At 67.1% G+C, this 4,500-nt stretch carries 6 protein-coding genes; 4 read left to right on the plus strand and 2 right to left on the minus strand.

Features of this window, described 5'->3' with window-relative positions; translation table 11 throughout:
- From ACE3UY_RS03055 to ACE3UY_RS03065, 3 genes are all read left to right on the plus strand, one after another.
- A partial coding sequence (locus tag ACE3UY_RS03055; RefSeq protein WP_374686080.1) for a fructosamine kinase family protein occupies positions 1 to 813 on the plus strand: 813 nt, incomplete at its 5' end.
- Positions 814 to 936: 123 nt separating this feature from the next.
- Positions 937 to 1,701 carry a class I SAM-dependent methyltransferase gene (locus ACE3UY_RS03060; protein WP_374686081.1) on the plus strand — a complete coding sequence of 255 codons (765 nt, stop codon included), beginning with the start codon at positions 937 to 939 and terminating at the stop codon, positions 1,699 to 1,701.
- Positions 1,702 to 1,789: 88 nt separating this feature from the next.
- Positions 1,790 to 2,353, plus strand: coding sequence for a VOC family protein (locus tag ACE3UY_RS03065; protein ID WP_374686082.1), 564 nt, complete (start codon positions 1,790 to 1,792; stop codon positions 2,351 to 2,353).
- 81 nt (positions 2,354 to 2,434) lie between these two features.
- Here ACE3UY_RS03065 and ACE3UY_RS03070 read toward each other — a convergent pair whose 3' ends face one another.
- Together ACE3UY_RS03070 and ACE3UY_RS03075 are read right to left on the minus strand one after the other, a co-directional pair.
- The gene (locus tag ACE3UY_RS03070; protein ID WP_374686083.1) at positions 2,435 to 3,322 is read right to left on the minus strand and encodes an LLM class F420-dependent oxidoreductase; all 888 of its coding nucleotides are present in this window, start codon (positions 3,320 to 3,322) and stop codon (positions 2,435 to 2,437) included.
- 1 nt (position 3,323) lies between these two features.
- Positions 3,324 to 3,689 carry a hypothetical protein gene (locus ACE3UY_RS03075; protein ID WP_374686084.1) on the minus strand — a complete coding sequence of 122 codons (366 nt, stop codon included), beginning with the start codon at positions 3,687 to 3,689 and terminating at the stop codon, positions 3,324 to 3,326.
- A gap of 331 nt (positions 3,690 to 4,020) precedes the next feature.
- On the opposite strand from ACE3UY_RS03075, the gene ACE3UY_RS03080 reads away from it, so the two are divergent.
- The coding region (locus ACE3UY_RS03080) for a M23 family metallopeptidase (protein WP_374686085.1) at positions 4,021 to 4,500 on the plus strand (480 nt) is incomplete at its 3' end.

Consider the following 4,500-nt stretch of genomic DNA (forward strand, 5'->3'; position numbering starts at 1 on the left):
GAGGTGGCCGACATCGAGCCGTTGGGCGGCGGCTGCGTCAGCGCCGTCTACGCCGCGCGGCTGGCCGATGGCCGGCGCGTGGTCGCCAAGGCCGATGAGCGCGGCGCGGCCGGCTTGCCGGTCGAGGCGTTCATGCTGCGCTACCTGGCCGAGCGGACGCCCTTGCCCGTGCCGGCCGTCCACTTCGCCGCCGAGCGCCTGCTGATCATGGCCCACGTGCCCGGCGAGAGCGCCTTCAGCGGCGGGGCCGAGCGCCACGCCGCCGAGCTGCTGGCCGCCCTGCACGACCTCACCGCCCCGACCTACGGCTTCGAGCGCGAGACGCTCATCGGCGGCCTGCCCCAGCCCAACCCGCCATGCGCGCGCTGGCTCGACTTCTTCCGCGACCACCGCCTGATTTACATGGCCGCCGAGGCCCACCGCGCCGGCCGGCTGCCCTCGGCCGCCCGCGCCCGCGTCGAGCGGCTAGGCGGCGACCTGGGGCGCTGGCTGGCGGAGCCGGCGCGGCCGTCGCTCATCCACGGCGACGTGTGGACGACGAACGTCCTGGCCGCCGGCGACCGCATCACCGCCTTCCTCGACCCGGCGCTCTACTTCGCCGACGCCGAGATCGAGCTGGCCTTCACGACGCTGTTCGGCGCGTTCGGCCCCGCGTTCTACGACCGCTACGGCGAGCTGCGTCCCATCGCCCCCGGCTTCTCCGAGGAGCGGCGCGACCTGTATAACCTGTACCCGCTGCTCGTCCACGTCCGGCTGTTCGGCGGCAGCTACGTGGCGGCCGTCGAGCGCATTCTGAGGCGATTTGGGTACTAAGAAGAGGCTCACGCAAAGAACGCAAAGAGCGCAAAGAGCGCAAAGAAGAAACATCTCTTTTTGCGCTCTTGGCGTCCTTTGCGCTCTTTGCGTGAGCCTCTTACGATTTCGAGAGGAAGCGTGATGGATGAAGCGGTCGCGCGCCGGTTGGTGGCGCTGAACGAGGCGTTCTACGAGCGGTTCGCCGAGCCGTTTGCCGCCAGCCGCGCCACGCCGCCGCCGGGCTTTGCACGGCTGCTGGCCCACCTGCCGGCCGCGCCGTCCTGCGTCCTCGACGTGGGCTGCGGCGACGGACGCTTCGGCCGCTTCCTGCGCGCGCGCGACCCGGCCATCGACCCGACCACGGGCTACACCGGCGTCGACTTCTCCGCGCCGCTGCTGGCCGCCGGGGAAGCGCCCGGCCACCTCCTGCGCCGCGACCTCAGCCGGCCGGGCGCGCTGGACGGCCTCGGCTCCTTCGATTGGGTCGTCTGCCTCTCCACCCTCCAGCACATCCCCGGCCACGATCACCGCGCCCGGCTGCTGCGCGAGATGCGCGGTTGCCTGCGCCCCGGCGGCCGGCTGGCCCTGGCCAACTGGCAATTCCTCGACAGCCCGCGCCAGCGCCGCAAGCTGCGGCCGTGGGCCGAGGTGGGGCTGGACGCGGCGGACGTAGAGCCGGGCGACTACCTGCTGGCCTGGCAGCGCGGCGGCTATGGGCTGCGCTACGTGGCTCTGCTGGACGCGGCGGCCACGGCGGCGCTGGCCGAAGCCGCGGGGCTGGCCGTCCTGGCCCAGTTTCGCAGCGACGGGCGGGAGGGGGATCTCAACCTATACACGATTCTGGCCGTGGCTGACCGGCAGGGCAAAGGCATGCAGGAATGGAACGCTGATTCTTGCGCTGATTAACGCCGTTTCGACCTATAATCAGTGCCCGCGATGGAGTGCAACCTCTCCTTGGAGGGCGAGATACTGTGGATAAGATAGTGAGGTAACAATGCAACGACTACAAACGCAAGGCGTCCACCACATTACCCTGATCGGCGCGGATCGGCAGACGTCGATCGACTTCTGGGAGGGTCTGTTGGGGATGCCCTTCCTCTTCGAGCAGCCCAACCTGGACGTACCGGAGGAGAATCATTTGTACTTCGACCCCGGCGACGGGCGGCTCATCACCGTCTTCACCCGCGAAGACCGCCAGCCGACGGCCCAGAACACGCCCGAGGTCATCGGCGCGGTGCACCACCTGGCCTTCAACGTCTCGCGGGCGACCTATACCCAGGTCAAAGCGCGCCTGGCTGAGCGCAATATTCAGAACAGCGGCGAGGTGGATCGGGGCTTCATGGATTCCATCTACTTCCGCGACCCGCTGGGCTTCCTGATCGAGCTGGCGACCTACAAGTTCGAGCCGCCGGCCGGCTACAGCCACGCCGAGGTGCTGCTGGAGGCCCACCTGCTGCGCGTCGAGCGCGGGGATTACGCCATCAGCGACGCCCACCTGGCCGAGGCCCTCGCCGCCCTGGCCGCCCGCAACCGGCGCTCGCTCTCGACCCTGGGCTGAATCAAAAGCGCTCACGCCAGGACGCAAAGATAATCATTCTTCTTTGCGTTCTTTGCGTCTTGGCGTGCGCGCTTTCTTCCCTTACATCTGAGCCGCGGCGGGGATGATGTCGCGGCCGAATGTCTCCAGCGGGGCGATCTCGTGCACGTTGGGCATATTGAAGATGGCGTGGTCGATGCCCAGCGCGGCCAGCCGCCGACACTGTTCGACCACGTCGCCGGCCGACAGATGCCCCGGCGCGAGGTGGACGGTCGCCAGCGTCGTCTTCTCGATGGCCTCATAGGGGCGGCCGACCGCCTCGCAGTGGCCGCGCAGCGCGTCGAGCTTCTGGCGCAGCACGTCGTCGTCGTAGCGGGCGAACAGGTTGCAGGCGTCGGCGTACTCCGCCACCAAGCGCAGCGTCTTCTTTTCGCCCATGCCGCCGATGAGGATGGGCGGGTGGGGCCGGCTGATGGGCTGCGGGCTGCACAGCGGTTCGGCCAGGCGCATATGCTCGCCGTGGAAAGGCTCGCCGCCGGATGGCCGCCACATGTGATGGGCCAGCCGCAGCGTCTCCTCCAGCTGCTCGAAGCGCGCTTTCAGCGGCGGGAAGGGGAAGCCCAACCCGGCCGCCTCCCGGTCGTACCAGGCCGCGCCGACGCCGAAGTAGGCCCGCCCGCCCGACAGCACGTCCAGGTTCGTCACGGCCTTAATGAGAAAGCCGGGGTAGCGGTAGATGATGCCCGTCACCAGCGTGCCCAGCCGCACGCGCTGGGTGAGGCCGGCCAGGTAGCTCAATGTGCTATACCCCTCCAGCATCGGCTCGGTCGCCCGGCCCATCATCGGCTCCAGCTGGAAGAAGTGATCCATCACCCAAATGCTGGCGAAGCCGGCGGCGTCGGCCGTGCGGGCGATGTCGGCCAGCGTGCCGGCGATGGCCGCGTCGCCGCCCGGCCAGGTGAAGCGGGGTATCTGTAAGCCGATTTTCATCTCAGTGCGGCAACTCCTCGGCCACGCCCAGGCCGCGGGCGGCGAAGTCCGGTTCGCGGTTCCAGGCCTCGTTCCGCACCGTATTCAGATCCACGGCCAGAATAACGCGATTGGCCGCCGGATCGTAATCCTCGATGTAGACGGTGGGAATGTAGACCGGCCCGGCGAACTGGATGCTCTGGGTCTCCAAATAACTGCGATACAGTTTCATCTCGTCGTTGACTTCTTCGATGGGGCGGTGGATGAAACGTAGCACCGCGCCGATGCGTTCGCCGTCGGCGGTGAAGACCTCGGCGAAGCGCTTTAGTCCTTTCGTCCGCAACATGTCGATACTTTCTATCGGCTGGGGATGTTTGCGTCGCAGCATCACAACAACTCCTGTCAAAACTGCGTGATCGGTGAGGGAGCAGAATAGACCATCCCATTGTACTTAAGCGCAGCGGATAGACAAGCGTTCCCGTTCGTAGTCAGGCAATGAATGGCTGTTCTTCCCCCTCGCCCGAAGAACGGCCATTCATTGCCTGGCTACGAGCCGGTGGCTCAAATCTGTTCACAATAGCTCATTGACTAGCTCAAATGTTCTATTTATACTATGAATGTTGCTGAACCCGGACCTGGCAGGTGGGCGGCCCACTAGTTCCATAACCAAGAACGAAGCGTGTGGCCGCCCACCTGTCAGGTCTACTGAAGGTACTTCAATGCGTGTACGACTGGATGCAATGACCCTGGCCGGTGTGGCGCTGCTGCTGCTGTTCGCGGCCAACATCGTTCGTGGCTGGGCGGGCGCGGGCAAGGACGTTCACTTGCCGTCTTTGCCCATGGCTACCGCGCCGGCCCCGACTCCCGACGCCGCCAGCGCTGCCGCCACGGCCGCCGCGCCCGCGCCCGACCCAGGGCAGGCCGGCCCCGAAGCCGACCCCGCCTGGCACACCACCATCGCCATGCCCTACGACGAATACTTCCTGACCCAGGGGACGCACGGCGAGAGCTACGGCCACCTGGCGGTGGACATCGCCGCGGGCAACGGCGCGGTCATCAAGTCCATCATCAACGGCACGGTCAGCGGCCTGGGCTACGACCAGTGGGGCAACACCTACGTGCAGATCGACAACGACGCCTTCAGCGTCCTCTATCTGCACGGCGCCTACCTCGTCGCCATCGGGGATAAGGTCGTGGCC

The sequence above is a fragment of the Promineifilum sp. (SeqCode) genome, assembly GCF_041918635.1.
GTDB lineage: Bacteria > Chloroflexota > Anaerolineae > Promineifilales > Promineifilaceae > Promineifilum.

Coding starts and splice junctions, on each gene's coding strand:
- ACE3UY_RS03065 (WP_374686082.1), top strand. CDS start 1,790: ATGCAACGACTACAAACGCAAGGCGTCCACCACATTACCCTGATCGGC.
- ACE3UY_RS03070 (WP_374686083.1), bottom strand. CDS start 3,322: ATGAAAATCGGCTTACAGATACCCCGCTTCACCTGGCCGGGCGGCGAC.
- ACE3UY_RS03060 (WP_374686081.1), top strand. CDS start 937: ATGGATGAAGCGGTCGCGCGCCGGTTGGTGGCGCTGAACGAGGCGTTC.
- ACE3UY_RS03075 (WP_374686084.1), bottom strand. CDS start 3,689: ATGCTGCGACGCAAACATCCCCAGCCGATAGAAAGTATCGACATGTTG.